A 26,617-nucleotide genomic window follows, 5' to 3' on the forward strand; every position below is an offset into this window, starting at 1 on the left:
TCCGGCAAAAACCCGCCGGAACCGACAAGTTTTTTTGGGATTATTGTTGTTTAAGTAGGGAGCCGGACAGGACCATGACTGCAATGACCGATACGGCGGTGGTGAGCACCGATCAACTGGATGCCCCCGACATGGAAGTGTCCGTTCGCCAGACCTTCAATCTGGATTCAGACATGATGGTTCCGGCTTTCTCCGAGCGTTCCGACCATGTGCCGGAGGTGGACCCCACCTATCAGTTCGACCATGACACGACCATGGCGATCCTGGCGGGCTTTGCCTATAACCGCCGCGTGATGATCCAGGGCTATCACGGTACAGGTAAATCCACCCATATCGAACAGGTGGCCGCACGCCTGAACTGGCCCTGCATCCGTGTGAACCTGGACAGCCATATCAGCCGTATCGACCTGGTCGGTAAGGACGCAATTGTCCTGCGTGACGGCAAACAGGTCACCGAATTCCAGGAAGGCATTCTGCCTTGGGCGCTGCAGCGTCCGGTCGCAATCTGCTTCGACGAATATGACGCCGGTCGCCCGGACGTGATGTTCGTGATCCAGCGTGTCCTGGAAAAAGAGGGTCGCCTGACCCTGCTCGACCAGAGCCGCGTGATCCGCCCGAACAAATATTTCCGTCTGTTCGCCACCGCCAACACGGTCGGCCTGGGCGACACCAGCGGCCTGTATCACGGCACCCAGCAGATCAACCAGGGCCAGATGGACCGTTGGTCGATCGTGTCCACGCTGAACTATCTGCCGCATGACGACGAGGTCAAAATCCTGCTCGCCAAGCTGCCGGAATATGACAGCAATGACGGCCGCGACCAGATTAACGCGATGGTACAACTGGCCGATATGACCCGCGCCGGTTTCATCAGCGGCGATATCTCCACCGTCATGAGCCCGCGTACGGTTATCACCTGGGCGGAAAATGCCGAAATCTTCAAGGACCCGGCATTCGCCTTCCGCGTCACCTTCCTGAACAAATGTGATGAGACGGAACGCGCGATTGTCGCGGAATACTATCAGCGCTGCTTTGGCGAGGAACTGCCGCATTCGGTCGGCGTCCAGTTGAGCTAAGGCAGGGTTACCCGCGCCCGCCCTCTCCTTGATGGAGGGGGCTATGGGCGAGGGCGGATACAGGTGGTGAAAAGGGTCGGTAATGAGCGATTCCAATGATCGGTTAGAGGAATTCAAACGCTGCAATGCGGCGGCTTTCCGGGCGATCTCCGGCCGGTTGGATATTGAAGTGTCCTATGGCACGGAACCGGCCCATATGACCGGGGAACGCGCCCGCCTGCCTTTCCCGGCCCGTGACCTGCCCGCCGATGATCTGGCCCGCGCCCGTGGCGAGGCCGATGGCCTTGCGATCAAACTGGCGCATCACGATCAGCAATTGCATATGTCGCGCCGCCCGACCGGCGACGTGGCACCGGTCCTGTTCGACGCGCTGGAAGATGCGCGGGTAGAGGCGGTTGGTCTGCGCCATATGGAAGGGGCGCGCCAGAATATGGCCGAGGCCCTGGAACAGCGTTACCAGAGGCTTGGCTATCAGCGTATCTCGGAACGTACCGAGGCCACCCTGCCGGAAGTGGTGCGCATGCTGGCGCGTGAGCGTCTGACCGGTATGACGCCGCCGCCGTCGGCCATGCAGGCGGTGGAACTCTGGCGTCCTTATCTGGAAACGAAAATTTCTGAAGCTTTGGAAAATCTGGTTCCGGTGACGGATGACCAGGATGCCTATGCCAAGGCCGCCCGCCAGTTGATCCAGGATATGGATGTCGACATGGGCATGAACGAGTCGTCTGAAAGCAGCGACGAGTCCGACCAGAGCGACGAAACCGAGGAGATGCAGGACAACCAGGCCCGCAGCGACGAGGAAAACGGCGAGCAGGGCGACCAGCAGTCCCAGATGGATGACGGTTCGTCCGAACAGGGCGACAGCGACAGCAGCATGGATTCCGATATCGGCGACATGCTGGACGAGATGCTGGCTGAAGATATGATGCCTGCGCCCGGTTCCGAAGAGGCCGGCGAGATGGGCAAACAATGGCGCCCCGAAAACGACCTGTCCAATGTCGGTAACGAAGCCTTCTATCGCATCTTTACGCAGGGGTTCGACGAGGTGGTCCGGGCGGAAGACCTCTGTGATCCGGAAGAATTGGAACGGCTGCGCCAGATGTTGGACCAGCAGTTGACCCATCTGCAGGGCATTATTGGCAAGCTGGCCAACCGGCTGCAGCGCCGCCTGATGGCCCAGCAACAGCGCAGTTGGGATTTCGACCTGGAAGAAGGCATGCTGGACACCGGCCGGTTGAGCCGCGTGGTTACCAATCCGCTGCACGCGCTGTCCTTCAAATGGGAAACGGAAGCGGATTTCCGCGACACGGTCGTGACCCTGCTGCTGGATAATTCCGGTTCCATGCGGGGCCGTCCGATCACCATTGCGGCGATGAGTGCCGATATTCTGGCACGGACGCTGGAACGCTGTGGCGTGAAGGTGGAAATCCTGGGCTTTACTACCCGCGCCTGGAAGGGTGGCCAGTCCCGCGAACAATGGATCGCCGACGGCAAGCCCGCCAATCCGGGCCGTCTCAATGACCTGCGCCATATCGTTTACAAGGCCGCCGACGAACCCTATCGCCGGGGTCGCCGTAATCTGGGCCTGATGCTGCGCGAAGGGTTGCTGAAAGAGAATATCGACGGCGAGGCCCTGATGTGGGCGCATCAGCGCCTGCTGGCCCGCCCGGAAGAACGCCGCATCCTGATGGTGATCTCCGACGGGGCGCCGGTGGACGACAGTACGCTGTCGGTCAACCCGGGCAACTACCTGGAACGCCATCTGCGCGATGTGATCGACTATATCGAGACCAAGTCGCCGGTCGAGGTTGTCGCCATCGGCATCGGCCATGACGTGACCCGTTATTATCGGCGCGCGGTGACCATCGTCGATGTGGAACAGTTGGGTGGCACCATGATGGAACAGCTCGCGGACCTGTTCGAGGACGAGGTCTCCATGCCCCGTGGCCGGGTCGAGGCACGCAAGAGAGGCGCATCCCAGGGCAAGTCGCCGTCTTTCTGATCGTGCATGAGGACACACAAAAACGACCCGGAAATCCGGGCCGCCTTCGCAATCTGCAGTGATCTATCGGTTACTGCTTCCAGATGCTCAGTTTGTTGGTTTTTTCACTGCGCTTCTGGTCGCTGGGTTTCTTGTAGTCAAAGCCGAAGGAGGCTGCTTCCCAGGAACCGTAGGTCGGGTTCGGCAGCATGATCCAGTCTTTGCCCCAATGGCTTTTGTTGCTGCTGTATTCCTTGGCGCGGTCGCCTTTATAGCCGTCCACGAAGTCACCCAAGTTGTCACCGATCAGGAGAAGAACGCGATGGTCCTTGGCGACATGGGCGCGGCGGACACCTTTCTTGGAGGATTTCCACTCTTCCTTCTCCTTTTTCAGGAGAACGGTGTCATAGGCCTCTTCGATCGGATAGCCGAGGGCTTTCAGGTTTTTGCGGGTGGCTTCCTCCAGGTTGCCCGTGCGGTTCGACACGTAATAGACGGTCACACCCTTGGACGCGGCATAGGTGATGAAATCGAGCGATCCCGGAATAACGCGGGAGGTTTCGGTCTTCACATAGGCGTCCCAGGTCTTACCACTGAAATGGTTGCCGGTGGCGACCATCCAGGCCTGATAGTCGGAGTTGTCCAGAACGGTTTCGTCCACGTCGAGAATGACGGCGGGCGGCAGATCCTTGTAGCCGTTGCCCGGTTCGCTGACGGCAGTCCAGGATTTGTCGGCCAGGGCCTGGTCCAGGCGCAGTTTGGCAAGGGCGTAGGCAGCCATGGTGCTGGCCTTGTATTCGACGGACTTCTGCATCCAGTAGGTGGCGTTCAGATTGTCGTTCGCACCGGCCATCGGCTTGGCGCTGTCGGCCTGGGCGGCGCCGGCAAGGGCAATGCCCCCGACAAGGGCGGCGGAAAGGGCCAAGGTTTTCATGCGGAACATGGGTAGTTTCCCCCTGAGTGACTGTTGGTCATTTATTCAGTAAGCGAAAAAAAACAGGCGCCTTCCTTTTGGAAGACGCCCAGATTAGCACCACGACTGATGCTGGCAAGAATTTGTTGACCTAATGGTCAGGCGTGGTCGGGTCCTGAAATCAGGCTGCGTTCACATCCTCCAGGAAGCGCCCGACCTCTGATTCCAGGTTCTGCGATTTGGACAATAGATCCCCGGCGGCATCCACGATCAGTCTGGCTTCGTCGCCGGTTTCGCCGGCGGCCTGGTTTACCGCGGCGATGTTGGAGGAAACCTCGGTCGTGCCCATGGCGGCCTGTTCCACATTGCGGGCGATCTCCCGCGTGGCCTCGGTCTGGTCCTCCACCGCATTGGTGATGGCATGGGCAATGTCGTTGATTTCCTCGATCGTCTTGGCGATCCCCGCCAGCGCACCTGCGGAGGCCTGGCTGGCACCCTGAATCTGGGTGATGTGATTGCGGATTTCGTCGGTGGCCTTGGAGGTCTGGTTGGCCAGGCTTTTGACCTCGTTGGCGACAACGGCAAATCCCTTGCCGGCCTCACCGGCACGGGCCGCCTCGATGGTCGCGTTCAGCGCCAGCAGGTTGGTCTGTTCGGCAATATCGGTGATCAGGTTGACCACCTCGTCGATTTTTTCCACTGCATTGACCAGATTGTTGACGGTCGCACGGGTTTTCTCTGCCTGGGTGACGGCCCCTTCGGCCACATGGGAGGCGCGCTCCACATGGCGGGAGATTTCCTGTTCGCTGGCGGCCAGTTCCTCTGCGGCGGCGGCAACGGTCTCAACATTGGTTGCGGCCTGTTCGGCGGCGGCGGCCACCGTCATGGCGCGTTCCGCACTTTGGCTGGCGACCCCGGACAGGTTGCCTGCGGACCCGTTCAATTGTGATGCGGCGCTGGAGACCGTCCCGACAACGGTGCCCACGCTGGCGCGGAAATCGTCGGCCAGCTTCGTCAGGACCGCCTTGCGTTCCCGTTTGCTGGTTTCTTCCGCCATTTCCTTTTCCTGCTGAAGCTTGTTGGCGCGGATGGCGTTTTCCTTGAAGACCAGCACGGCGCGGGCCATGTCACCGATCTCGCTTTTCCAGTCCTGGTAAGGCACATCGGTTTCGAGCTGTCCATCGGCGAGGCGGCTCATGGAGCTGGTCATCGCGTTCAGCGGGCGGACCAGATGCAGTCTGGTCCACCAGACATTCATCATCGCCATGCCGAGCAGCATCAGGACGATGGCGGCCAGGCTGTAGTTGGTGAATTCCACCAGAGTATCCAGTTCATGCTGCAGGGCGGCAACATTCAGCTCTCCCGGCGCGGAGACCATGTCAAAGACCGTATTCGACCCTGTGATGATGATATAGGAGATCGCGCCGACGAAAACGACGGTCGACATCATCACGATGGAAAACAGAACGCCCAGAAGACTGATTTTGTAATTGGAAATTTTCATTTCCTTCCCCTCTTGCCCATTAACACGGTGCCATGATACCCAAGCCATCCACTTGGGTTCCTCACACGGGTACAGCCTGTGGCATCTACATGACCACATCGCGTGAGACATTGACTTAGCGCAAATTTGGCCGCTTTTCCGATTCCGGTCAATGAGCCTGTAGCGTCAGCACCGGTCCGCCAGCCGCTTCTGCGTCGCCGGGGTCATGCGTGACCAGGATTACGGGAAGGTCGCGGGCCTGATCAAACACGAAACGGCGGAAGCGATCGCGCAGGGCCGCATCCAGTTTTGAGAAGGGTTCGTCCAATAACAAAGCGCCCGGCTCGGACAACAGGGTGCGCAGGCAACTGATCCGGGCCCTCTGTCCGCCGGACAATGTGGCCGGGTCACGGTCGCCGAACCCTTGCAGACCGGCCTCGGTCATGGCGGTTGCAATGCGCGCCTCGCGGTCTGCCTTGTTGAGGCCGGGCGGCAGGCCGAAGGCCAGATTGTCGGCCACCGACAGATGCGGAAACAGCAGGTCATCCTGGAACAGAATCCCCAGATGGCGCCTTTCCGGGGGCAGAGTGGTCAGGTCTTTCGCGCCCAGTGCGACCTGTCCGCTAGCGGTGAAATCCGTGCCGAGGCTGCCGCAGAGATAGGCGAGAAGCGTTGATTTTCCCGAACCGCTGGGCCCCATGATGGTGACTGCCTGTCCGGGGTTCACCGTCAGGTCAATGGGCTCAAAAAGGGGATGGCCCCGCAGTTCGATGCTGATGTTGCGCAAGATCAGACTGGGTTTCGGGGTGGTCTTGTCGGTCATGATCCCCCCCGCATCGCGCGCCGGTTACGATAAATCCAGCCGGGCAGTCCCACGGCCACAAGAAAGCCCGCCAGGGGCAATGTCGCCTGCAGGAAGGCGAACAGGCCGACCAGCCGCCTGTCACCACCGCTGGCAAGGCTGACTGCTTCGGTGGTCAGGGTGGCATATCGTCCGGCACCGATGAAGATGGTCGGCAGATATTCGCCCACGCTGACGGCAAAGCCGATGGCGGCGGCAACCAGGATCGGGCGCAGCAGGATCGGCAATTTGACCCGCCAGAAGACCCGCGCCGACGACGCCCCCAGGCAGGCCGCCGTGCGGGCATAGCGGTCGTCGAGCCGCCGATAGGGTTCCGCCAGTGAAAGAAATACATAGGGCAGGACAAAAAGCAGATGCCCCCATATCAGGGCAGGGAAGGTGCCGTCAATCCGGGCCCATCCAAGCAGGGCCTGCGCCCCGAACAGGAAAGCCGCCTGCGGGATCAGCAGCGGCGTATACAGCAGCCAGAGGGCGCGGCTGCCGGGATGCAAACCGTGGCGCTGTTCGGTCTCCAGACAGCCCAGCGTGAGGATCAGGGCAAGGCCCGCCGCTGAGGCCCCCAACAGGACGGTGGTCACCATCGGGCCGGTCAGCATCTCGCCATGGCGCATCCACATGGTAAGGCCCCATTGATCCGGCAGGGCGGATGGATAACGCCAGCGCCAGGCAAGCGACCAAAGCGCTAGCATCAGTAAGGATGTAATCCCGGCGATCAGGACCAGCATGATCCCGCCACTGCCCAACCGGCGAAGGGGGGCTTCAAAGCGGCCACGGCCTCCCTGGCGGACCCAGCCAAGTCCCAGTCTTGCGATGAGACGTTCCAGCATCAGCCAGACGAGCAGCACGGCCAGGGCCATCATCACCTGCAGGCAGGCCCCGGCCCCCGCCAGGAACTGGAAGTCGAGATCCGGGTCGTTGAACCAGCGTAATACCAGCACACCCAGCGTCGGGCGTGAACTGGGCGTCAGGATCAGCGCCACATCCACAACCGACAGGGAAAAGACCAGTACCGCGAAAAGCGGCAGACGCATGGGGCCGTAGATCAGCGGCAGGAGCGTCTTGAACCAGGCGGTAACCCGGTCATAGCCAAGGGATCGGGATATGGTGAGAGTCCGGTGGGTCGGGGCCTGATGCAAGGCGCCGATCATCATCAGCAACAGATAGGGGGTCTCTTTCAGGACCAGCGCGGCAATCAGGCTGATGCCATAGGCATCCGGGGCCAATGGCAGGTCCGGTGGCCGGTCCCAGCCGGTCGCCCAGGGGGAGATCAGCCGGATGATCCAGCCGCTGGGCGCAAAGAGGAACAAAAAGCCGATGGCAATCGCCGAATGAGGCACGGCCAGCAACGGCCCCAGCACCCGGCGCATCCGGTCAAACAGCCTCGTCTGATAGCAGCAGGCGCAGAACAGGCAGACAATCAGGAAGGACAGCAGGCTCGCGCCAATGCCGGTATAAAGCGAGAAAAGCACTGCGTCCCAAAGGCCGGGATAGGCCAAAAGCCTCCGCCAGGCATCCAGCGACAGCGTCTCGCCGCCCAGGCTGGGCAGGTAATTGAAGGCGGGCAGGACTGCGCCGACCAGCCCTGCGCCGACCGGCAACAGAAAGACGGCCAGCGTGACAAGGGGAAAAAGACGCAGCCAGCGCCCCGACCTTACCTGCTGGCCTGTGGAAATCGTCGTTGCAACGGCAGAGTTAGCTGCCATATCGGGTCAGCCACCTTTCCTCGATTTTGGTCATCCAGGAGGGATGCGGCTCCGGCAGGACACGGCCCAGTTCCCCGGCGCTCAACGTCGCAACGCCGCGCGGCAGATCGTCGAACAGGGCCTTGTCCGCAGGCGTCAGGCGGTGCATGGACAGGACCGTCGGCTCCCCCCAGTAGTCCGGGTTCTGCTTGCGTGCCTGGGCTTCCGGCGACATGAGGAAATTGGCGACAACCATCGCGCCTTCCTTATGGGCTGCGTTGAAGGGGATGGCGACGAAATGGGTGTTGCCGATCGTGCCGCCGTCCAGGACGTAGGACCGCGCGCTTTCCGGCAGGCGGCCCTCGGCGATGGCATTGGAGGCCGCGCCCACATTGAAGGAATAGGCCAGGTCGATCGCACCATCGTCCAGCATCTGGATCATCGCGCCGCCATTGCGCGGATATTCCTTTCCTTCATGCCAAAGATAGGGGGAAAGCTTGTCGAGATAATCCCAAAGCGGCTTTGTTACAGTATCGAAATTATCCCCGGCGGGTTTCAACAGCGCGTCCCGGTCCCGCGTCAGTTCCAGCAACGCCTGTTTCAGGAAGGTGCTGCCGGTAAAATCGGGCGGCGCGGGATAGGTGACGCGGCCCGGATTGGCGCGGGCATGCGCCAGGATGGCGGCCATGGATTTTGGCGGGTTTTTGAGGCGCGCACTGTCATGGATGAAGATCATCTGCGCCATGCCCCAGGGGGATTCCAGCCCGTCGGTCGGCACGGTGAAGTCCAGGACCGTTGTCGGCTTTTCCACCGTATCGACCAGGGCGAAATTGGGCAGGTTTTCCACGAAGGGACCGTAGAGCAGATCGGCTTCCTTCATCGCCTTGAAGTTTTCGCCGTTAATCCAGATGAGGTCGATGCTGCCGTCCTCGTCGCGGCCGGTGGACTTTTCCGCCAGCACCCGGCGCACGGCCTCTGCCGTGTCGCCCAGGTTCACATGCACCAGCTTGACGCCATAGTCTTGCCTGACCCGCTGGCCGACCCAGTCGATATAGCTGTTATAGGTGCTGCTGCCGCCCCAGGCATTCCAGTAGACGGTCTGCCCCCGGGCGGCCTTGGTGACGGACGGCCAGTCCGCCTCGTCAGCCTGCCCCGCCACGGGCAAAAAGGCCATGGCCGCTGCGGCAAAGATCAACGATTTCAGGCGCATGCCGTCTTCCTCTTCAATAGCTGGCTTTATGGCGGAGACTAGCTTCACCACATAGTTTTGTCAGCAGGCTATGGTTTGGTTACACAGGAAAGTTACTTGTTGTTATCATTGAATTGTCGCTTGCGCTGGATAAGGGTTCTGCTATAGAAGCGACTGAGGGACGGCAGAAATTTGCCCGGCCCGCGTAACAGGTTCGAGGGAAAGACCCGATGGTCTCACATGTTGTCATCCGACGACGACGACGTCGCCAGAGCAACCGGCAGGAGCCGGCTGTGACCGCGATGTGTTGCCTTCGGAACGACCATAGGGCCCGGAACCTGGATTGATGGCCCAAGGGGGTCTCCGACGGCATGAATGTGATGCCTGACTGGGAGAGACCCGATGACCTACTTGATTGATCTGCAAAAAACCGGTGATGCTGCTGCTGTAGAGCGGCTGATCGAGACCTGTTTCGGCCCCAACCGGAACAAACGGACCGTCTATGCCTTCCGGGACGGCATCCCTCCCTATCCTGAATTCTGCTTTGTTGTGCGTGATGACGACGGTGAACTGGTCGCCAGCCTCCGCTTCTGGCCGGTGCAACTGCCGGACGGGCGGGTCCTGCCGTTGCTGGGGCCGCTGGCGGTGGAACAGGCGTTGCGGGGCAAAGGGGTCGGCAAGGCGCTGTTGCGTCACGGGATCGAGGCTGTGCGGCAGGCGGGGCATGATGGCATTCTGATCATCGGCGACCCGGCCTATTATACCCAGTTCGGTTTTTCGGAAAGCCATGCGGTGGCCATGGAAATGCCGGGGTCGGTTCATCCGCTGACCTTCATGGCGCTGGATTTCGAACGGGATGGTTCTGTGCCTTTGAAGACGGTTGAGGGTGTGGTCACGCCGGTGCCGTCTGTGATCGAACGACAGGCCTAGGGCCAAAGCGGCAACATTTCCTTTGGCTGCGAACTGACTCTGGACAGCATCGGGACAAGCGGTTTATTAACGGTTGTCGACCAATTGCATGATACAATGCAGTGACCTTGGGGGGAATTGGCCAGGGATTGCTACAACATGCCGACCGCCCCTTCGAATCCGTCACGAATCCGGCGAAATATTCTGATCTATACCAGTCTCGGGGCTTTTTGCGTCGCGATGATCACGGCGGTGGTACTGGCCTATCCCCTTTACCTGAAACAACGGGACCACAGTCGCAGCGCGCTGGAGCATGTCGCGCGGCTTGAGGCGGTGAGCCTGGCCGAATACAGCCACCGCCTGCGGGAAGTGGCGCTTCAGGTTGCTGCCGACACGCGGGCCCGGCTGGTGCTGGAGGACTATAACCGGCACAAGATAACGAAGACGGCTGTGCAGGCGATGCTTCGCCCGGTTCTCACGGATGCCCTGGTCCAGGGCGAGGACGTTGTTGGCATTCAGCGCGTCGATGCCAACCATAACCGGCTGGTCTCCGTAGGCGAGAGGATTGACCCGTTGTTCTGGCCGCCGGTGCCCGGCCCGGAACAGGGGATGACGGTGGCGGGGCCGGTTGCCGTGAACGGGCAATGGCGTCTGATTGTACGGTCGTTGATTCGTGTACCCGGAGAAAAAGAACCGCTTGGCACGGATATTCTATCGTTTTCGTCCGACGGACTGGCCCGCGTCCTGGCGCAAGGCCATGCGCAGGCACAGGGCAGCCTTGCCGTCCTTGCCGCCCGGGTGAACGGAGACTGGCGTTTCCTCCAGGGACAGGAAAACGGCCAGTTGGTGGATCTTGCCATGTTCCGGCGGTTCAACGCCCGTCCCGCTCTTACGGACCGCCTGTTGGTGGGGGCGTCGCCGACCGGCTATTACGAGGATGGTGACGTCGGGTTTGCGCCCGCCGTCGTGCCCGGTACGGACTGGCATGTCATGGTGCGGCGGGCGATTGAATCCCGTTATGGCGCGTTTTACAGCGCCTTGCGCCTGTCTGTCGCCGTGGCGGCGGTGCTGGCCGCTCTTGGCGCGCTTGTGGCCCTGGTTCTGACCCGGTCGCTGTCGGTTGTGCCGGAAAAAGAGGCGGTGGCGCAGGACGGGCGGATCGCAGAAAAGACCCGCAGCCTGATGGATATCACAGAGGAATTGAAATCGGCGCGAGAAGACGCCGAGGAGGCAAGCCGGGTCAAGTCGCGCTTTCTGGCGACGACCAGCCAGGAATTGCGCACCCCGTTGAGCGCCATCCGGGGATATGCGGAACTGATCAGCAACCCGTCGCCGTCGGATGCCAATCTGGAGCGTCTGGCCTATTTCGGCTATCGCATATACGAGACCTCCGACCAGATCATGTCGATGATCGACAACCTTCTGGATTTTTCGAAAGTGGAGGCGGGCAAGGTCCGGCTCGCCATGGATGATGTTTCCCTGCGCGATGTGCTGGGCATGTCGATGCGACTGGTGGAACCCATGGCACGGGAACGGAAGATCGACCTGTCGCTGACGATCGACCCGACGCTCGACATCATCCAGGCCGACCGGGAAGCCCTGTCCCGGATGGTGGGTAATCTGTTGAGTAATGCGGTTAAATTCACAGACCCGTCGGGCCACGTTGCGTTGTCTGCATCCCGTGGTGAGGGAGGGGCGCTGGAAATCGAGGTCTCCGACACCGGGCGCGGTATGAGCGCAGGACAGCTCAGGAAGGCCCTCAGGCCTTTTGAACAGGCCGATATCGGCGTTGCGCGGCAATATCCCGGAACGGGCCTCGGCCTGGCGTTGGTCAACGGGCTGGTCGCGCTGCATGGCGGGCGGCTTGTCCTTGAAAGCGAGCCGGGTGCCGGCACCAGGGCACGCCTGGTATTTCCCGACCAACAGGCAGTTGCGGCCTGACCAGAATTCAGTTGAAACCTTTCTATGTCTCGATTAATCCCTTTAAAGGGGCAACATGATGGTATCGGGGTAAAGAGGGGACAATTTCATGCGGGTCATTCCTGAAGCGGGTGCCGTGCCGCCCAATGGCGGGCCGGAAAAGCGCGCCCTGCCACAACGTTTCAAGTTTCACGGACAGCGCAAGACGCTGGCCTGGATGGTTTTCAAATACGGCATCCTGACATTGCTGACCTTGGGGATTTATCGCTTTTGGGCCAAGACCCATCTGCGGCGTTACCTTTGGGGCGCGACCGAATTCGACGGTGACCGGTTCGAATGGCACGGCACGGTCAAGGAATTGTTCCTGGGCTTCCTCATTGCCATGGCGATCCTGTTGCCGATTCTGATCGGTGACAGCCTGATTCGTTCGGCGCTTGTGACGTCACCGGCGGCCTTTTCGGTCTACAGTTTTGTCTACGGCATCGCCCTTCTGTTCCTGTTCAATTTCGCCTTTTACCGCATGTGGCGCTATCGCCTGACGCGGACCTCCTGGCGGTCGATCCGCTTCAATATGTCGGGGTCTGCGTCAAACTATGCCCTGCAAGCGATCCTGTGGTCGTTCCTGACGGGAATCACGGCGGGACTGGCCTATCCCTGGATGCAGGCGGCCCTGATCCGCAAGCGTTTGAACGAGACGGAAGTCGGTGGTTCGGAGGTGACCTGTACTCTGACCGGTGGGCAGCTCTTCCCCCGCTTCCTGCTATGCTATTTCCTGGCGGCCATGGCCATCGTGATCCCCGTATTCGTCTTCAGCCTCCTGGTGGGGATGGTGGCCGCCCTGTCCGATGTCTTCGCGGACGGCAGTTCGGACACCATAATGGCGGTCAGCTTCATCGGAACCTTTGGCGGGATGTTGCTGATTGCCCCTCTGCTGGTGGCTGTGTTTCTGTTTTACCGTGTCTTCGCCTATCGCAAGATGCTGGAGGCAACAAAGCTTGGCTCGGTGGGGGTGTATGCATCGGTCCCGATGGGGCCGCTGGTCTGGTCCGCGATCGTGACCGGCTTCCTGATTGTCCTGATCCTGGCAATCCCCTTCGGCGGCTCGCTTCTGGCGCTGTTCTCGGGTGAATTGTTCGGTGGCGGGGATGACATGGCTCTGGCCGGGGTTTCCATTGCCATCGGGCTCGGGATGATCTCGACGCTGCTGGTGATGCCGCTGATCTCGACGATCTCCATGGCGGGCTTTGCCTTCACGGCGATCCGAACCTTCCTGCATGGCACAGTGGTTGAAAATCCGTCTGATTTGAGCGAGCTTGTCCAGAACGCCGGGCCGGTGCCGACAACCGGCGAAGGCTTTGCGGATGCACTGGATATAGGGGCCTTTTAACCATGGATGATCGTCAGCCGACCGCCGTTTTCAACGATGGCAAGACCGCCAAAGCCCAGGCGGTCCGGCTGTCGTGGAGCGAAAATGCGCTGACGATCCTGGATCAGGACGGCGGGCTGGTTGCGAAATGGCCACTGCCGGAAATCCGGGCGGTCCCGATCCCCCATGGCAGCGGTGAGGTCCGCGTCGCCCTGGGGCATGGTCCGGGGGCGCGGCTGACGGTACGGGATGCCGATGACATCGCGCATCTGGAGGCGGTCTGTGCCGATCTGCACGCCAGGCCCGGCCGGGAAAGCGGCTGGTGGAAGCCCTATCTGGGTTGGGGGTCGGCGGCGGTGGTTTCCGTCGTGGTGATCTTCACCGTCATCATTCCCCAGCTTTCCGCCCAACTGGCGAAGATCGTTCCCTGGCCCTGGGAGGTTGCGCTCACCGAACAGGTGGAGCCGCAATTGCTTCAGGTTTTCGGGGGTAAGGGCAAAGGCTATTGCGACGGGCCGGGACTGTCGGTTCTGCGCGACCGGGTGGAGCATCTGGCGGCGGTCACCGGCTTTGGCCATGACATCAACCTCAGCGTGGTCGACAGCCCGATTGCCAATGCCGTGGCCCTGCCCGGCGGGCGCATTCTGGTCTTCCGGGGCCTGATCGACCTGGCGGACGACCCCAATGCGGTGGTCGCCGTGCTGGCCCATGAATTGGGCCATGCCACCTATCGTCACGGCATGGCCGGTGTCATCCAGTCCTCTGCGACGGCGGCCCTGATCAGCCTTGTCCTGGGCGATGTGACGGGCGGGGCGGCAATCACCTATGTGGCCGAAACCCTGATCGACACCTCCTATTCGCGGGATATGGAACGCCAGGCCGACCAGTTCGCGCTGGACAGCATGGCCGAGGCCGATTGGGATGCCGCCCCGCTGGCGGGCCTGCTGACAAAGCTCGAAGAGGCCAATGGCGGGGCGAAGGACATGGACTGGATGTCCAGCCATCCGGCAACTGAAGACCGCGCGCAAGAAATCAAGAACGCCACGCACGGCACGGGCCGCAGCATGTCGGAACGGGAATGGAAAGAGGTGCGCGCGCTCTGCGGCTGATTGACCCGCGCCATGCGGTTCTTACTTGTGCCCGCCAAAAACCTGTCCTATATAGCGCGGAGACGCGGGTGTAGCTCAATGGTAGAGCAGAAGCTTCCCAAGCTTACGACGAGGGTTCGATTCCCTTCACCCGCTCCAATCCCTCCCGGAAAAAGTGCTTATCTCCGAGACATGGTTGCTTTTCGCAGTCCTGTTGACGCATCTTGTCGTCATCGGGAATGAGGAACTGGGATAAGGCAATGACAACAAAAGTGATCGGTCCGGAAGATGTTGCGGGCAAACTGACCTGGACGAAGGTGACGGAGGCCATTGCCGCCGGGCATCGGCTGCCGCGGGCGGAAATCCAGGATAGCCTGCTGAGCCGCGGCGATGACCGCCTGTTGAGCCGCGCCGCCTGGATCGACGGTCTTGCCCTGGGGGTGAAAACCGCCAGTGTCTTCCCCGGTAATGTGGCCAATGGCCTGCCTTCCATCCATGCGGGCATGATGCTGTTCAACGACAAGACCGGCGCGCTGGATGCCATGGTCGACGGTCGTCTGGTGACCAACTGGAAGACGGCGGGCGATTCCGTGTTCGGGGCCAAGCTGCTGGCGCGGGCGGATTCCAAACGCCTGCTGGTGGTTGGCGCGGGCGTGGTGTCGGAAAATCTGGTCCGTGCCTATAGCGAGATTTTCCCCGGGTTGGACCGGATCAAAATCTATAACCGGACCCGTGCGCGGGCAGAGGAACTGGTCGAAAAACTGTCGGCGGAAGGTTTCCCGGTGTCGGTTGCGGATGACCTGGGCGACGCGGCGGGCGACACCGATATCCTGACGTCGGCGACCATGGCCAAACAGCCGATCATCAAGGGTGAATGGATCAAACCGGGCACCCATGTGGACCTGATCGGGGCCTTTACCCCCGACATGCGTGAAGGCGACGACGCATTGCTGCGCAAGGGCCGCCTGTTCGTCGACAGCCGTGAAACCACACTGGAAGATATCGGCGAGCTTCGCATTCCACTGGAAAACGGTGTGATCACCGAAGACGACGTGATCGGCGATTATTATGATCTGGTCCCGGGCAAGGTGGGCCGCGAGAGCGATGAGGATATCACCGTCTTTAAAAACGGCGGCGGCGCACATCTGGATGTGATGACGGCCATGGCGATCTATCAGGCGGCTGGATAACCGCGCTTGCCCAATGGGAGGGCTTCGGCTACTTTCGTCGTGATATATTAGTTTTGAAGCGTCGCGCCGTTGAGGCGCGGCCTTTTTTGTGGATGAGGTGGGGCGATGTCCCGGTTGCAGGCGAATTTGGTGTTGTTGCTGGCGGCAGCCATCTGGGGTTCGACCTTCGTGGTTCAGCATATGGCCATGGATACGATCGGCCCGCATGTCTTCACGGGCGCACGGTTTTTCCTGGGTGCGCTGGTTGTCATGCCGCTGGCCCTGCGTGAACAGCGCCGCCTGAAGAACCGTGGCGAGGCCATAAAACCCCTCTATTTCATCGGCATGGTGCTTGCCGGCTGCGCACTGTTTACCGGTGCGATCCTGCAGCAGATCGGCATTATCTATACCAGCGTCACCAATGCCGGTTTCCTGACTGCGCTTTATGTGCCGACCGTGCCGCTTCTCACCATGATCCTGTTCCGCAAGGCACCCCATTGGGCGGTCTGGCCCGCAGCCTTCGGCTGTGTCGGGGGAACCTATCTCCTGAGCAGCGGCGGCGGGGCGATCTCGCTGCAGGTGGGTGACCTCTGGGTGATCAGTTCGTCCATTTTCTGGGCCTGCCATGTTGTGCTGGTCGGTGTCGTGGGCAGCCGCAGCAAGGCCCCGCTGACCCTTGCCATGATACAGTTCTTCACGGCCTCCGCGCTGGGCTGGGCCTTTGCCTTTGGTACGGAGGATGTGACGCTGGCCGGACTGGCGGACGGGTTCTGGGGCATCGCCTATGCCGGTTTCCTGTCGGTGGGTGTGGGCTTCACCCTGCAGGTGATCGGACAGCGCCATACGGAGCCTGCAGATGCGGCGATCCTGCTCAGCATGGAAACGGTTTTCGCCGCCGTTGCCGGGGCTGTTTTCCTGGCGGAACGCCTCGCACCGGTGGAATTGCTTGGCTGTGCCATGATCCTGTCCTGTGTGCTGGCGGTGGAGGTTCTGCCACTGCTCTGGCGTCGCCGCCGCACAGCAAAGATCGCATAAATATACCATCTTTGTTCTTGTTTTCGGGAGGGGATCGGCTATACCCATAGGGCAAATCTGCTCAAAGGGGGAAGACGATGCGTGACGACGGCAGGACACGCTGCAACTGGGCCAATGGCAGCGACAAGGAAGCGGCATACCATGATGAGGAATGGGGCGTAGCGGTCCATGACGACCGGACGTTTTTTGAATTCCTGATCCTGGAAGGCGCGCAGGCGGGGCTGAGCTGGTCCACCATCCTGAACAAGCGGGAGACCTATCGTGCGGCCTTTGCCGGTTTCGACCCGGAAAAGGTGGCGCGCTTTACCGAGGCGGACGAGGAACGCCTGCTGGCCGATCCTGGTATCGTGCGCAACCGGCTCAAGGTGAAATCCGCCGTCACCAATGCGAAAGCCTTCCTGGCAGTGCAAAAGGAATTCGGCAGCTTCGATGCCTATGTCTGGCGCTTTGTCGGTGGCCAGCCCATCGTGAACAGATGGGATGACATCGGGCAGGTGCCCGCCACGACAGAGGTCTCCGACGCCTTGTCAAAGGACCTGAAAAAACGCGGTTTCAAATTTGTCGGCAGCACCATCATCTACGCCTTCATGCAGGCGACCGGACTGGTCGATGATCACCTGAGAAGTTGTTGGCGGTGTTCGCCGCGCTAGGCAGCCCGCTCCTGTGAGGATTTCACGGATCGTGTGATGATTTCCGCCAGCCGTGCCGTCGCCTCATTCTGCCTTGCCTGGGGCCGGATCAGCGTCAGCGGCAGGCTGGGCAGGGGTGGCAGACCCTCCCGGATCACCGTCAGATCGCCCGGCAGACCGATAGACGGGCGGGTCACGAGACCCAGCCCGGCGCGGGCCGCCGCCCAAAGGCCGCTGAGGTTGGAACTGGTGAAGGCGACCTGCCAGGGTTTGCCGATCTGATCCAAAGCCTCGGTCGCGGCCTGCCGGAAAAGGCAGGGTGCCTCGAATGCCACCAGTGGCAGGGGATGGTCATCTTTGGCTATGGACCGGTTGCCGGTAATCCACTGCATGGGAAAGGACGCGATCGGCTCAGCATAGCGAATAGCATCGGGTTGCCCCCAAACCAGCGCGAGATCCAGATTGCCGCCCAGGATGCGCTCTATCAGTTCCCGGTTTCGCGCGATGGAGGCCTCAAGGCGCAGTTTTGGATGCGCGCGGGTGAATTGCCCAAGAACCTCCGGCAACAGCATTTCGCTGAAATCCTCCTGCAGGCCAAGGCGCACCCGACCGGCCAGATCGGTGCTGCACACGGCCTCCGCCGCTTCCTCGTTCAGGGCCAGCAGCCGCCGGGCATAGGCCAGCAGGGTTTCCCCGGCGTCGGTTGGTAACAATCCCCGCCCGTCCTTGCGCAACAGCGCCGTGCCCGCCTGATAGTCGAGTTTCTTGAGCTGGGCGCTGACCGCGGAGGTGGATTTGTTCAGCCGCTCCGCCGCCTTGGCATAGCTGCCCAGGTCCTGACCGGCCACGAAAATGCGCAGGGCTTCCAGATCGAATATCGTCGGGGCCTTTTCAATCATCCTGATTTTCCGGACTAATTATGCAGATAATGCCGATATTACTAATGATCATGGCGCGTTATCGTGACCGCGTCAATCGGGCCATCAGGGAGATACGCCATGCCTTTCACCAGAATTTCCATGCATCAGGGTAAATCGCCGAACTATGTAAAGGCTGTTTCCGACAGCCTGCATCAGGCCCTTGTCGATGCCTTCGAAGTCCCGGCGGATGACCGTTTTCAGGTAATCCATCAACTGGCCCCCGGTGAACTGGTCTTTGATCCGCATTACATGGGCGGGCCGCGCTCAACCGATTTCATCCTGTTCCAGGTGAACGCAGGTCGCCTGCGCAGCGCGGAGGTAAAGAAAGCCTTCTACCGGCGTCTGGTGGACCTGCTGGGGCAAAGGCCCGGTGTCCGTGCAGAGGATGTCATGGTAACCATTCAGACCAATCAGGCGGAGGACTGGTCATTCAGTTCGGGCCGCGCCCTGATTGATGAGATCGGGTGAGGGGAACGGTCATGGATATCATGCGCATGAGCCGCGATATGGAAACCGGCCCGGAACAGTATGCGACAGGCCCTTTCCAACTGCAGAACCTGAGGACAGGGTCGGAAGAAGGAATGCTGACCGCCATGCGGGTGACCTTTGACGCCGGGATCAGACCCCATTGGCATAGTCATCCGGCAGGCCAGTTCCTGATCGTTGAAAGCGGCGTGGGGCTGGTTCAGAGCGAGGGCGGCGACATTCGCGAAGTCCGGCAGGGGGATTGCATCTGGTTCGCGCCGGGTGAAAAACACTGGCACGGCGCCGCCGCCGACAGCGATTTCACCTATCTCAGCCTGCAGACCATCCAGGATGGCCGTGCAGTGGATTGGGATTAGTTCAGCTTTCGGGAAAAATTAAATAATCCGCTCATTCCGGCGAAGGCCGGAATCTGGACGAGTCTGCCGTCAAAGCCCGCTTCCCGAGATCCCCGATCAAGTCGGGGATGAGCGGCGTTTTCTAATGCTTCTACTACATTTGCCGCACAACTGGCGAAGATCAGGTCCTGACCGACCCGATCAGAACATCGTGTCGATAACCCGGTCGGGCGGGTTGTGGCCGTCGATGACGGTGCGGATGTTGATGATGACCTTTTCGCCCATGGCGACGCGGCCCTCGATGGTGGCGGACCCCATATGGGGCAGCAGCACCACATTCTGCAGTTTCAGCAGCTTCGGGTTGATGCGCGGTTCCTGCTCGAAGACGTCGAGGCCTGCGCCTGCGATATCCCTGTTGGCCAGCGCCTCGACCAGGGCTTTCTCGTCGATTACCTCGCCACGGCTGGTGTTGACCACATAGGCATGCGGTTTCATCAGCTTCAGGCGGCGCGCGTTCAGCAGGTGATAGGTGGCGGGCGTATGCGGGCAGTTGATGGAGATGATATCCATATGGGCGATCATCTGGTCGAGCGATGACCAGTAGGTCGCGCCCAACTCGTTTTCAACCTCTTCATGCACCTTGTTGCGGTTGTGATAGTGGATCGACAGGCCGAAGCCCTTGGCGCGGCGGGCAACCGCGGTGCCGATGCGGCCCATGCCGATAATGCCGAGGCGCTTGCCCCAGATGCGGTGGCCCAGCATGCCGGTCGGGCTCCAGCCGTCCCACTGGCCGCTGCGCACCAGGCGTTCGCCCTCTGACAGGCGGCGGGGCACGGCGAGGATCAGGGCCATGGTCATGTCAGCGGTGTCTTCGGTCAACACGTCGGGCGTGTTGGTGACCATGATGCCTTTCTTTTTTGCTGCCGGGAAATCGATATGGTCGACCCCGGTGCCGAAGCTGGCGATCAGTTTCAATTGTTCGCCTGCGGCGTCGATCAACTCCCGGTCGATCTTGTCGGTCACGGTGGGAACCAGAACGTCGGCGCGTTTGACGGCATCCAGCAGTTGCTCGCGCGACATGGGATGGTCATCCAGGTTCAACTGGCAGTCGAACAGTTCCATCATCCGGGTTTCGATGATTTCCGGCAGCTTCCGCGTGACAACGACCAAAGGCTTTTTATAGCTCATCTAAAGACCCACTCCTGTTCCGACCGCTTTCTTGGACGTATTTCGTGCCTGGTCCCGGATTACGGCTTGACCATGCCCCACGCCCCTATTGTATTAAGAATCAATCATTCCGACGACACAACACCGGATTTTGCGTAAAACGATGCGATTTCGCCGTTCACTCCTTTCTATGCTGACCGTATGTTTGATGGCAAGCCTGCCCATCGGTGTAGGTCATAGCCAGAACCTGCCTGTCCCTCGCATGGTCTCGTTGAGGGCAGACGAGGTGAACGTGCGCTCCGGCCCGGATCTGGACCACCCGATCATGTGGGTTTTCAAGCGCCGCCACATGCCGGTGGAAATTGTCGCGGAGTTCGATGTCTGGCGCAAAGTCCGGGATTGGGAAGGGGCTGAAGGCTGGGTCCACCGGGCGATGCTGAGTGGCAGCCGCAGCGTGATCGTGACCGGCGATCTGGTCACCATGCGCCGCGATTCAAACGAACAATCCCCGGCGGTGGCCCGTCTGGCCCAGGGGATGGTCGCCAGGATCGAACAATGCGAACCGGCCTGGTGCGAGGTCACGGTCCGTGATTACGAGGGCTGGATTCCGCGCACCGGCATCTGGGGGCTTTACCCCGATGAAGTTATTGAGTGATGGGTGCTGCCCGGATATCCCGCCAAAGACGCCTAATTTTTGCCTTTCTTATCCGACATAACGAAACCAATTGTAATCCACAAAGTAGTCTTGCCAGATCGAGATGACTGAATTGCTCAGAAGTGCCGTAGCCACTCTTTTCCTGATGATCGCCCTTTTCGCCATTGTCTGCCTGATCAGCGGCGGCGATCCCTTCGGGCCGCCTTCGGCCCTTTATCCGAGTTCCGGTTCCTGGTCGTTCGAGAACTCCATGCCAGCCGTCAGGCTGGTCGGGTAAACAGACCGGGCCTGTCGGCACAAAAGCCGTGCTTGTGCGGCATGATTCCTGTTGAACTTCCGGGCCAACTTCCCCACATTAGGGAAGAGCCGATCTCCTCTGTGCCGCAGGCGGGCAGGGAAGGCCGGTTCTGAGAGCCGCCACAGCATCTCGCTTTTAGGAGGAGACCGCTGGTTGTGAGTAGGATTACCATGTTTGACAGCCCGCTTTTCCTGGGATTTGAGCATTTCGAGCGCACATTGGACCGTATTGCCAAGACCTCGGCGGAAGGTTATCCGCCCTATAATATTGAGCAGATTGGCGAAGACCGATTGCGTATCACTTTGGCCGTTGCCGGCTTTAGCGAAGAAGAACTGACCGTTCAGCGCGATGGTAACCAGCTTGTGGTTGCCGGTCGTCGCCTCGACCGCAAGGATGATGAGCGTATCTTCCTGCACCGGGGGATTGCATCGCGCCAGTTCCAGCGCAGCTTCCTGCTTGCCGAAGGGATCGACATCGAAAGCGCCAGCCTGGAAAACGGCTTGCTGAACGTGGATCTGCGCCAGCCGTTGCCGCAATCACGTGTCCAGACGATCAAGATCGACAGCGGAAAGAACAAGGCGATTCAGGGCCGGACCCTGGATGTAGACCCGAATGAAGGGGCTGAATAATGAGCCGATATGACGACGAATTTAACTGGGAAGATGCCGTGGGCGAAGACGCCGCGGACCTGTTCGACCTGAAATCGCTCAGTGAAGAGGAATTCGCGGAGCTTGGTATGGAAAGCATCGGTTATATCAAGCCGGTTTCCATGCCCGAAGGCATCCGTTTCCGCATCACCACGGCGGACGGCCAGGCCGTTGCCGAGGCAGAGAATTACGATGCCGCCTGCATGGCGCTGGAACATTTCGAACTGGAAGCCGCGACCCTGCACTGACCGGCTGACCGGACCTGTTGTGAATGACGCCCCGGCTGATTGGCCGGGGCGTTTTCTATTGGCACGGAGGGAGGCTGTTCATTTGTCCCGCATCCTGTGACTTTCCGAAATTCCGGTGGCGTTATACAACGCGGCGGTATGACGAGGGGCGTTCTGTCACCAATCCGTTCTAATTCACTCATTGTTTGCAGGAGGTTAAGGTGATTATTTCCGCCAGTATCAAATGTGACGGAGAAACACAGAATGCGGAACGAACGAAAAATGAGAAGTATCGCCAAGGCCATAAGCTGGCAGGTCATGGGCCTGTTGACGACAACGGCCATCGCCTATGGGCTGACGGGGTCGGTTACGCAGGCAGGCGGCTTTGCCTTCCTGTCGGCGGCAATCGGTTTTGTGTGCTACTTCCTGCATGAACGCCTCTGGATGCTTATATCCTGGGGCTCCGGGGAGTTGCATTGACGGCTCATGCTCCCGGTAAAACAAAACCCCCGCAATCGGCGGGGGTTTTCTGTTTCAGGCGATAACCGGAAAGCGCGTCAGGCCGCCTGGCTGTTTGCGTTTTCTTCGGTCAGCAGAACATAGAGTGCGTCGGTGGTGTCTGCACCGCGAATTTTCTCGCAGGTCGTGCGGTCACGCAGCAGGCGGGAAATCCGCGCCAGGGCCTTCAGATGGTCGGCGCCTGCGCATTCCGGCGCCAGCAACAGGAAGACAAGGTCCACGGGCTGATCGTCGATTGCGTCATAGTCGATCGGCTTGTCCAGGCGGGCGAACATACCGACGATGCCATCGAGGCCCGGGAGTTTGCCGTGGGGAATGGCAATGCCATTGCCGACACCGGTCGTGCCGAGGCGTTCCCGCTCCAGCAGGGTGTCGAAAATTTCCCGTTCGGCCAGCCCGGTCAGGGTTGCGGCTCTTTTGGACAGCTCCTGCAGCAACTGCTTTTTGGAGCTTGCATTCAACTTGGCAATGACGGCCTCAGCCGATACCAAATCCTGGATTTCCATAAGTCACCTTGTCTTAAACGCACCGAGATGCACCCGTGGCGCGGGTGCATCCCGTTTATGCTCGTCCTATAGTGGTTTGATCTATGCCCCGGATGGTATCTCTGGGTCAACCCAGCCGATATTGCCATCCTGTCTTTGATAGACCAGGTTCAGCCCGCCGTGCTTGGAGCTGCGGAACAGCATGGCCGGCACATTTGCCAGATCCATGCGCATCACAGCCTCGCCGACGGACATGGTTTCAATTTCCGCAGGCATTTCTGCCACGATAATCGGTTGATCGCCTTCTGGCTCCTCATGTGTCTCCGGCTCTGCCTGCAAGACATATTGCAGAGCGGGTAAAATCTCTCCCGTCTGGGGTCGGCCCTTGTGGTCCCGCAGGCGGCGTTTGTAACGCCGAAGGCGCTTGGTCACATGTTCCAGCGCTTCTTCATAGGCGGAATAGGCATCGCCTGTATTGCCTTGCCCCTGTACCAGGACCCGTTTGCCCACATGTACCTGGATGTCAACGCGAAAGCCGCTGTTCACTTTTGTGACGGTAACCTGCCCATCGGTGGAATGGTCGAAATATTTCCCGACCGACAGGGGCAGAGTTTCCTCAATGTGAGAACGCAAGGCGTCGCCAACATCAACTTGTTTGCCGTTTACAGAGAGCTGCATTGTTATGCCTTTTGTTGTTTTTGGTTCCGCCAAGCCGACGCCGTCTTTCTCAGACGTCGCTGCACCCCAGGCAGCAGATCCGCGTCTTTCAGTAGGCGATCCCTAAACAGGCCCCGATTCCGGCAAATACGGCGCGCTCCACAAGCGCATTAGAGTGGGCCAAGATCGAAATCGAGGCCGGAACCTACCGACGCCAACCGCCTAAGTCAAGCGCCGCTTGTATGGTCATCTTCCCCCGAACCGACCCCGATTGTAAACCGTGAAATGGCAGATTTTTTTACAAGGTCTGGTTCTTCTGCCGCCGCCGTTGCACAGACGAGGCAATCTTCATTGATTCCCGATATTTAGCGACCGTTCGGCGGGCAATATCCATACCGTCTGCCTTCAGCAGATCGACCAGTTTGTCATCCGACAGGATTGCTTTCGGGTCCTCGTCATCAATCAGACGTTTTATCCGGTCTTTGACGGCCTCTGCGGAATGGGCGTCACCCATGCCCGTGCTGGCGATTGCGGAAGTGAAGAAGAATTTCAGCTCGTAGAGGCCGCGCGGCGTGGAAATATACTTGTTGCTGGTCACGCGGCTGACGGTGCTTTCATGCATTTCGATGGCTTCGGCAATGTCACGCAGGACCAGCGGGCGCAGTTTGGAAATGCCGTATTCGAAGAAACCTTCCTGCTGGCGGACGATCTCGCTGGCGACTTTCAGGATGGTGTGGGCACGCTGCTGCAGGCTTTTGACCAGCCAGTTCGCGGTCTGGTAGCGTTCCGTCAGATACTCTTTTTCGTCCTTGGTCAGCTTGTTCTTCGTGACCTTGGTAAAATAGTGCTCGTTGACCAGAACCTTGGGCAGGGTGTCGGAATTCAGTTCCAGATGCCAGCCGCCTTCTGGATCGGGCCGCATCAGGATATCCGGCACGACCGGTTGGGCGATGCTGTGGTCGAAGGAAAGCGCCGGTTTCGGGTTCAAGGCGCGGATATCGGCGATCAGTTCACCCAGATGTTCCTCATCCACCTGCAGGATCTTGCGCAGGGTCTTGCCGTCGCGCGCGGCGAGCAGGTTGAGATTATCCAGAAGCTTCTGCATGACCGGCGTCAGATAGCCGAGGTCGCGTAGCTGAATTTCCAGGCATTCCTTGAGGGTGCGCGCGAAGATACCGGAGGGGTCGAAACCCTGCATCCGGGCGAGCACGGCCTCCACCTGTTCCAGGCCACAGCCCAGACGGTCGGCCACCTCCGACAGGTCGCCCGACAGCCAGCCGGATTCATCCAGCATATCAATCAGATGCAGGCCGATCAGGCGTTCCCCCGGATCGGTGACTTCCATCTGCAACTGTTCGGTCAGATGTTCGGCCAGCGATGGGGTATCGGAAACCGTTGCTTCCAGGTTGTATTCATCATCGCCGAAATTGATCGTGCCGCCGCTGCCACTCAGATGGTTCAGGCTGCCCCCGGGGGCGTCCGCGCCGGGGCCTGCGATATCGCCGTCGTAATTATTCTGATAGTCGGTGTCCAAGGGGGCTTCGCTGCCGTCAGCCATATGGTCGGGTTTCAGCAACTCGTGGCTGTCAGGCTGGGCGGTGCTGTCATCGCCGGGGTTGGCCGTATCGGATAATGCCTCCGGGCTTTGGTCCCGGTCCGGTTCGTTGTCGCGTTCGTCGCGCTCCAGGACCGGGTTCGTCTCCAACTCGCTCTCGACGTAATTCGACAGCTCAATATGCGACAGTTGCAGCAGTTTGATCGCCTGCTGCAACTGCGGCGTCATTACAAGCGACTGTGTCTGTCTTAGATCGAGCCGAGGGCCGATTGCCATTTTAGCGTGCGAACCTTCTCAAAATGCAGTTGGACTTATTGTTGTTATAAATTGAAACGATCTCCGAGATAAACCCGTCGGACTTCCTGGTTTCCGACAATTTCATCCGGCGTGCCTTCCATCAAAACACGTCCGTCATGCAAAATATAGGCCCGATCGACTAAGTCCAGTGTTTCCCGCACATTATGATCTGTAATCAGCACGCCGATGCCGCGATCCTTCAGGTGGCTGACCAGTTCGCGAATGTCGCGGACCGCGATGGGGTCGATGCCCGCCAGCGGTTCGTCCAGCAGAATGAAATGCGGCTGGCTGGCAAGGGCGCGCGCAATCTCCAGGCGGCGGCGTTCACCACCGGAAAGTGCAACGGCAGGGCTGCGGCGGAGATGGGTGATCGAAAATTCCGCCATCAGCGCATCCAGCATGGCTTCGCGTTTGTCGCGGCGCTTCTCCACCGCTTCCAGAACGGCGCGGATATTCTGTTCCACCGTCAGGCCGCGGAAGATGGAGGCCTCCTGCGGCAGGTAGCCGATCCCCAGCCGCGCCCGGCGATACATGGGCAGTTCGGTGATATCCTCGCCGTCCAGCAGGATTTCGCCATAGTCGGCGGCAATCAGTCCGCTGATCATGTAAAAGCAGGTGGTCTTGCCCGCACCGTTCGGGCCCAGCAGACCGACCGCCTCGCCGCGCTGCACGCGCAGGCTGACATCACGCAGGATCGGCCGTTTCTTGAACTGCTTGCCAAGCGACTGAACCTCCAGACCCCGGTTCTTCGCAACAATGTGAGGGGTATCTTCGTCTTTCGTTGCGGCGGCTGCGTCGGCCATGGGCGGTTGCTCCTTGTCATCCGCCGCGGGCGGTGCCTGATCGGTGTTTCTGTCTTTCCGGCGGTCGCCGCCGGAGCGGCGCTCGTCCGCAGCCTTTGGTTCCTGTTTGGCGGAGCGGTCTTTTTGAACCGCTTCCAGGAAACCGCGCAGCGCGGCCACTTTTTCCGCCGTAACATGCGCCGTGTTGCTGTCGGTCTCGTCCTGACGGGTGTTTTCCGTCAGTTCGCCGCCCTCGCGCAGGGCCTGGCGGCGGGCGCGGGCACG

At 60.2% G+C, this 26,617-nt stretch carries 27 protein-coding genes and 1 tRNA gene; 17 read left to right on the forward strand and 11 right to left on the reverse strand.

Annotated elements, in window-relative coordinates; translation table 11 throughout:
• Positions 1 to 74: 74 nt before the first annotated feature.
• Both cobS and cobT read left to right on the forward strand, forming a co-directional pair.
• Positions 75 to 1,076: a cobaltochelatase subunit CobS gene (gene cobS, locus IF205_RS03895; protein WP_259781985.1), complete on the forward strand. Its 1,002-nt coding sequence runs from the start codon at positions 75 to 77 to the stop codon at positions 1,074 to 1,076.
• An 82-nt stretch (positions 1,077 to 1,158) separates the two neighbouring features.
• Positions 1,159 to 3,078, forward strand: coding sequence for a cobaltochelatase subunit CobT (cobT, locus tag IF205_RS03900; protein ID WP_259781986.1), 1,920 nt, complete (start codon positions 1,159 to 1,161; stop codon positions 3,076 to 3,078).
• Between the two features lie 70 nt (positions 3,079 to 3,148).
• Here cobT and IF205_RS03905 read toward each other — a convergent pair whose 3' ends face one another.
• The 5 genes from IF205_RS03905 to IF205_RS03925 all read right to left on the reverse strand — a co-directional run bounded on the left by IF205_RS03905 (position 3,149) and on the right by IF205_RS03925 (position 9,207).
• Positions 3,149 to 4,000, reverse strand: a complete 852-nt coding sequence (locus tag IF205_RS03905; RefSeq protein ID WP_259781987.1) for a 5'-nucleotidase, lipoprotein e(P4) family — start codon at positions 3,998 to 4,000, stop codon at positions 3,149 to 3,151.
• A 151-nt stretch (positions 4,001 to 4,151) separates the two neighbouring features.
• On the reverse strand, positions 4,152 to 5,474 hold the full coding sequence (locus tag IF205_RS03910; protein ID WP_259781988.1) for a methyl-accepting chemotaxis protein: 1,323 nt from the start codon (positions 5,472 to 5,474) through the stop codon (positions 4,152 to 4,154).
• Between the two features lie 148 nt (positions 5,475 to 5,622).
• Entirely contained in the window at positions 5,623 to 6,276 is a 654-nt protein-coding gene (locus IF205_RS03915; protein WP_259781989.1) for an ATP-binding cassette domain-containing protein, read from the reverse strand.
• Positions 6,273 to 8,018: an ABC transporter permease gene (locus tag IF205_RS03920; protein ID WP_259781990.1), complete on the reverse strand. Its 1,746-nt coding sequence runs from the start codon at positions 8,016 to 8,018 to the stop codon at positions 6,273 to 6,275. The genes IF205_RS03915 and IF205_RS03920 overlap by 4 nt, the downstream gene beginning before the upstream one ends.
• Positions 8,008 to 9,207, reverse strand: a complete 1,200-nt coding sequence (locus IF205_RS03925; RefSeq protein ID WP_259781991.1) for an ABC transporter substrate-binding protein — start codon at positions 9,205 to 9,207, stop codon at positions 8,008 to 8,010. The genes IF205_RS03920 and IF205_RS03925 overlap by 11 nt, the downstream gene beginning before the upstream one ends.
• Positions 9,208 to 9,588: 381 nt before the next feature.
• Here IF205_RS03925 and IF205_RS03930 point away from each other — a divergent pair, with 381 nt between their 5' ends.
• The 8 genes from IF205_RS03930 to IF205_RS03965 all read left to right on the forward strand — a co-directional run bounded on the left by IF205_RS03930 (position 9,589) and on the right by IF205_RS03965 (position 17,323).
• Positions 9,589 to 10,116 carry a GNAT family N-acetyltransferase gene (locus IF205_RS03930; RefSeq protein ID WP_259781992.1) on the forward strand — a complete coding sequence of 176 codons (528 nt, stop codon included), beginning with the start codon at positions 9,589 to 9,591 and terminating at the stop codon, positions 10,114 to 10,116.
• 138 nt (positions 10,117 to 10,254) lie between these two features.
• Entirely contained in the window at positions 10,255 to 12,036 is a 1,782-nt protein-coding gene (locus IF205_RS03935; RefSeq protein WP_259781993.1) for a sensor histidine kinase, read from the forward strand.
• Between the two features lie 88 nt (positions 12,037 to 12,124).
• Positions 12,125 to 13,402 carry a YjgN family protein gene (locus IF205_RS03940; RefSeq protein WP_259781994.1) on the forward strand — a complete coding sequence of 426 codons (1,278 nt, stop codon included), beginning with the start codon at positions 12,125 to 12,127 and terminating at the stop codon, positions 13,400 to 13,402.
• Positions 13,403 to 13,404: 2 nt separating this feature from the next.
• The gene (locus IF205_RS03945) at positions 13,405 to 14,490 is read left to right on the forward strand and encodes a M48 family metallopeptidase (RefSeq protein WP_259781995.1); all 1,086 of its coding nucleotides are present in this window, start codon (positions 13,405 to 13,407) and stop codon (positions 14,488 to 14,490) included.
• Between the two features lie 64 nt (positions 14,491 to 14,554).
• A tRNA-Gly gene (locus tag IF205_RS03950) sits at positions 14,555 to 14,628 on the forward strand.
• 101 nt (positions 14,629 to 14,729) lie between these two features.
• Positions 14,730 to 15,659 carry an ornithine cyclodeaminase family protein gene (locus tag IF205_RS03955; protein ID WP_259781996.1) on the forward strand — a complete coding sequence of 310 codons (930 nt, stop codon included), beginning with the start codon at positions 14,730 to 14,732 and terminating at the stop codon, positions 15,657 to 15,659.
• 105 nt (positions 15,660 to 15,764) lie between these two features.
• A complete protein-coding gene (locus IF205_RS03960) occupies positions 15,765 to 16,673 on the forward strand; it encodes a DMT family transporter (protein ID WP_259781997.1) in 909 nt (302 codons plus the stop codon).
• Positions 16,674 to 16,750: 77 nt separating this feature from the next.
• Complete coding sequence (locus IF205_RS03965; protein WP_259781998.1) at positions 16,751 to 17,323, forward strand: DNA-3-methyladenine glycosylase I; 573 nt, start codon at positions 16,751 to 16,753, stop codon at positions 17,321 to 17,323.
• On the opposite strand, the gene IF205_RS03970 is transcribed toward IF205_RS03965, so the two are convergent.
• Entirely contained in the window at positions 17,320 to 18,201 is an 882-nt protein-coding gene (locus tag IF205_RS03970; protein ID WP_259781999.1) for a LysR substrate-binding domain-containing protein, read from the reverse strand. The two genes, IF205_RS03965 and IF205_RS03970, sit on opposite strands and share 4 nt — an antisense overlap.
• Before the next feature lie 99 nt (positions 18,202 to 18,300).
• Between IF205_RS03970 and IF205_RS03975 the strand changes: the two genes are divergently transcribed.
• Both IF205_RS03975 and IF205_RS03980 read left to right on the forward strand, forming a co-directional pair.
• Complete coding sequence (locus IF205_RS03975) at positions 18,301 to 18,690, forward strand: tautomerase family protein (protein ID WP_259782000.1); 390 nt, start codon at positions 18,301 to 18,303, stop codon at positions 18,688 to 18,690.
• A gap of 11 nt (positions 18,691 to 18,701) precedes the next feature.
• Positions 18,702 to 19,064: a cupin domain-containing protein gene (locus IF205_RS03980; RefSeq protein ID WP_259782001.1), complete on the forward strand. Its 363-nt coding sequence runs from the start codon at positions 18,702 to 18,704 to the stop codon at positions 19,062 to 19,064.
• Positions 19,065 to 19,244: 180 nt separating this feature from the next.
• On the opposite strand, the gene IF205_RS03985 is transcribed toward IF205_RS03980, so the two are convergent.
• A complete protein-coding gene (locus IF205_RS03985) occupies positions 19,245 to 20,231 on the reverse strand; it encodes a 2-hydroxyacid dehydrogenase (protein WP_259782002.1) in 987 nt (328 codons plus the stop codon).
• Positions 20,232 to 20,418: 187 nt separating this feature from the next.
• On the opposite strand from IF205_RS03985, the gene IF205_RS03990 reads away from it, so the two are divergent.
• The 5 genes from IF205_RS03990 to IF205_RS04010 all read left to right on the forward strand — a co-directional run bounded on the left by IF205_RS03990 (position 20,419) and on the right by IF205_RS04010 (position 22,517).
• Complete coding sequence (locus IF205_RS03990; protein ID WP_259782003.1) at positions 20,419 to 20,865, forward strand: SH3 domain-containing protein; 447 nt, start codon at positions 20,419 to 20,421, stop codon at positions 20,863 to 20,865.
• 103 nt (positions 20,866 to 20,968) lie between these two features.
• Positions 20,969 to 21,142: a hypothetical protein gene (locus IF205_RS03995; RefSeq protein WP_259782004.1), complete on the forward strand. Its 174-nt coding sequence runs from the start codon at positions 20,969 to 20,971 to the stop codon at positions 21,140 to 21,142.
• Between the two features lie 176 nt (positions 21,143 to 21,318).
• The gene (locus IF205_RS04000) at positions 21,319 to 21,792 is read left to right on the forward strand and encodes an Hsp20 family protein (protein WP_259782005.1); all 474 of its coding nucleotides are present in this window, start codon (positions 21,319 to 21,321) and stop codon (positions 21,790 to 21,792) included.
• Positions 21,792 to 22,058, forward strand: a complete 267-nt coding sequence (locus IF205_RS04005; protein WP_259782006.1) for a DUF1150 domain-containing protein — start codon at positions 21,792 to 21,794, stop codon at positions 22,056 to 22,058. The genes IF205_RS04000 and IF205_RS04005 overlap by 1 nt, the downstream gene beginning before the upstream one ends.
• 243 nt (positions 22,059 to 22,301) lie before the next feature.
• Positions 22,302 to 22,517 (forward strand): DUF2061 domain-containing protein, encoded by a 216-nt coding sequence (locus IF205_RS04010; protein ID WP_259782007.1) that lies wholly within the window; start codon positions 22,302 to 22,304, stop codon positions 22,515 to 22,517.
• Positions 22,518 to 22,594: 77 nt separating this feature from the next.
• Here IF205_RS04010 and ptsN read toward each other — a convergent pair whose 3' ends face one another.
• From ptsN to lptB, 4 genes are all read right to left on the reverse strand, one after another.
• Positions 22,595 to 23,062 (reverse strand): PTS IIA-like nitrogen regulatory protein PtsN, encoded by a 468-nt coding sequence (ptsN, locus tag IF205_RS04015; protein ID WP_259782008.1) that lies wholly within the window; start codon positions 23,060 to 23,062, stop codon positions 22,595 to 22,597.
• An 81-nt stretch (positions 23,063 to 23,143) separates the two neighbouring features.
• On the reverse strand, positions 23,144 to 23,719 hold the full coding sequence (gene hpf, locus IF205_RS04020) for a ribosome hibernation-promoting factor, HPF/YfiA family (protein ID WP_259782009.1): 576 nt from the start codon (positions 23,717 to 23,719) through the stop codon (positions 23,144 to 23,146).
• Between the two features lie 277 nt (positions 23,720 to 23,996).
• The gene (gene rpoN / locus IF205_RS04025; RefSeq protein ID WP_259782010.1) at positions 23,997 to 25,529 is read right to left on the reverse strand and encodes an RNA polymerase factor sigma-54; all 1,533 of its coding nucleotides are present in this window, start codon (positions 25,527 to 25,529) and stop codon (positions 23,997 to 23,999) included.
• A 44-nt stretch (positions 25,530 to 25,573) separates the two neighbouring features.
• Positions 25,574 to 26,353: an LPS export ABC transporter ATP-binding protein gene (gene lptB, locus IF205_RS04030; protein WP_259783231.1), complete on the reverse strand. Its 780-nt coding sequence runs from the start codon at positions 26,351 to 26,353 to the stop codon at positions 25,574 to 25,576.
• Positions 26,354 to 26,617 lie beyond the last annotated feature (264 nt).

The organism is Aestuariispira ectoiniformans, from assembly GCF_025136295.1.
Classification (GTDB): domain Bacteria; phylum Pseudomonadota; class Alphaproteobacteria; order UBA8366; family Aestuariispiraceae; genus Aestuariispira_A; species Aestuariispira_A ectoiniformans.

Excerpts from the sequence above, each read along its gene's own strand:
- IF205_RS03940 (WP_259781994.1), top strand. The coding sequence starts at position 12,125 with ATGCGGGTCATTCCTGAAGCGGGTGCCGTGCCGCCCAATGGCGGGCCG.
- IF205_RS03935 (WP_259781993.1), top strand. The coding sequence starts at position 10,255 with ATGCCGACCGCCCCTTCGAATCCGTCACGAATCCGGCGAAATATTCTG.
- IF205_RS03990 (WP_259782003.1), top strand. The coding sequence starts at position 20,419 with ATGGCAAGCCTGCCCATCGGTGTAGGTCATAGCCAGAACCTGCCTGTC.
- IF205_RS03965 (WP_259781998.1), top strand. The coding sequence starts at position 16,751 with ATGCGTGACGACGGCAGGACACGCTGCAACTGGGCCAATGGCAGCGAC.
- IF205_RS03915 (WP_259781989.1), bottom strand. The coding sequence starts at position 6,276 with ATGACCGACAAGACCACCCCGAAACCCAGTCTGATCTTGCGCAACATC.
- IF205_RS03945 (WP_259781995.1), top strand. The coding sequence starts at position 13,405 with ATGGATGATCGTCAGCCGACCGCCGTTTTCAACGATGGCAAGACCGCC.
- cobS (WP_259781985.1), top strand. The coding sequence starts at position 75 with ATGACTGCAATGACCGATACGGCGGTGGTGAGCACCGATCAACTGGAT.
- IF205_RS03975 (WP_259782000.1), top strand. The coding sequence starts at position 18,301 with ATGCCTTTCACCAGAATTTCCATGCATCAGGGTAAATCGCCGAACTAT.
- IF205_RS03920 (WP_259781990.1), bottom strand. The coding sequence starts at position 8,018 with ATGGCAGCTAACTCTGCCGTTGCAACGACGATTTCCACAGGCCAGCAG.
- rpoN (WP_259782010.1), bottom strand. The coding sequence starts at position 25,529 with ATGGCAATCGGCCCTCGGCTCGATCTAAGACAGACACAGTCGCTTGTA.
- IF205_RS03930 (WP_259781992.1), top strand. The coding sequence starts at position 9,589 with ATGACCTACTTGATTGATCTGCAAAAAACCGGTGATGCTGCTGCTGTA.
- IF205_RS03925 (WP_259781991.1), bottom strand. The coding sequence starts at position 9,207 with ATGCGCCTGAAATCGTTGATCTTTGCCGCAGCGGCCATGGCCTTTTTG.
- IF205_RS04010 (WP_259782007.1), top strand. The coding sequence starts at position 22,302 with ATGCGGAACGAACGAAAAATGAGAAGTATCGCCAAGGCCATAAGCTGG.
- IF205_RS03980 (WP_259782001.1), top strand. The coding sequence starts at position 18,702 with ATGGATATCATGCGCATGAGCCGCGATATGGAAACCGGCCCGGAACAG.
- IF205_RS03960 (WP_259781997.1), top strand. The coding sequence starts at position 15,765 with ATGTCCCGGTTGCAGGCGAATTTGGTGTTGTTGCTGGCGGCAGCCATC.
- IF205_RS03985 (WP_259782002.1), bottom strand. The coding sequence starts at position 20,231 with ATGAGCTATAAAAAGCCTTTGGTCGTTGTCACGCGGAAGCTGCCGGAA.
- ptsN (WP_259782008.1), bottom strand. The coding sequence starts at position 23,062 with ATGGAAATCCAGGATTTGGTATCGGCTGAGGCCGTCATTGCCAAGTTG.
- IF205_RS03970 (WP_259781999.1), bottom strand. The coding sequence starts at position 18,201 with ATGATTGAAAAGGCCCCGACGATATTCGATCTGGAAGCCCTGCGCATT.
- IF205_RS03995 (WP_259782004.1), top strand. The coding sequence starts at position 20,969 with ATGACTGAATTGCTCAGAAGTGCCGTAGCCACTCTTTTCCTGATGATC.
- IF205_RS03905 (WP_259781987.1), bottom strand. The coding sequence starts at position 4,000 with ATGTTCCGCATGAAAACCTTGGCCCTTTCCGCCGCCCTTGTCGGGGGC.
- IF205_RS03910 (WP_259781988.1), bottom strand. The coding sequence starts at position 5,474 with ATGAAAATTTCCAATTACAAAATCAGTCTTCTGGGCGTTCTGTTTTCC.
- IF205_RS04005 (WP_259782006.1), top strand. The coding sequence starts at position 21,792 with ATGAGCCGATATGACGACGAATTTAACTGGGAAGATGCCGTGGGCGAA.
- hpf (WP_259782009.1), bottom strand. The coding sequence starts at position 23,719 with ATGCAGCTCTCTGTAAACGGCAAACAAGTTGATGTTGGCGACGCCTTG.
- lptB (WP_259783231.1), bottom strand. The coding sequence starts at position 26,353 with ATGGCCGACGCAGCCGCCGCAACGAAAGACGAAGATACCCCTCACATT.
- IF205_RS03955 (WP_259781996.1), top strand. The coding sequence starts at position 14,730 with ATGACAACAAAAGTGATCGGTCCGGAAGATGTTGCGGGCAAACTGACC.
- cobT (WP_259781986.1), top strand. The coding sequence starts at position 1,159 with ATGAGCGATTCCAATGATCGGTTAGAGGAATTCAAACGCTGCAATGCG.